This window comes from Rhodococcus sp. LB1, assembly GCF_001583455.1.
Classification (GTDB): Bacteria; Actinomycetota; Actinomycetes; order Mycobacteriales; family Mycobacteriaceae; genus Rhodococcus_F; species Rhodococcus_F opacus.
On the sequence record NZ_LTCZ01000262.1, the window covers coordinates 330 to 550 of the forward strand.

The 221-nt window shown below is 66.5% G+C and carries 1 protein-coding gene; it reads left to right on the plus strand.

The window, feature by feature from the left end; translation table 11 throughout:
- On the plus strand, positions 1 to 221 hold a 221-nt coding region (locus tag AZG88_RS28825; protein WP_231914243.1), incomplete at both ends, for an NAD(P)(+) transhydrogenase (Re/Si-specific) subunit beta.

Consider the following 221-nt stretch of genomic DNA (forward strand, 5'->3'; position numbering starts at 1 on the left):
ATCGGTGTGGTCCTCGGGGTGCCGCCGGCGTTGCGGACGAAGATGACCGCGATGCCGCAGCTGGTGGCGTTGTTCAACGGTGTCGGTGGCGGCACGGTCGCGTTGATCGCGTACGCGGAGTTCCTGGACTCGGACGGGTTCACCGCCTTCGCCCATGGTGAGTCGCCGACGGTGCACATCGTCATCGCGTCGCTGTTCGCGGCGATCATCGGGTCGATCTC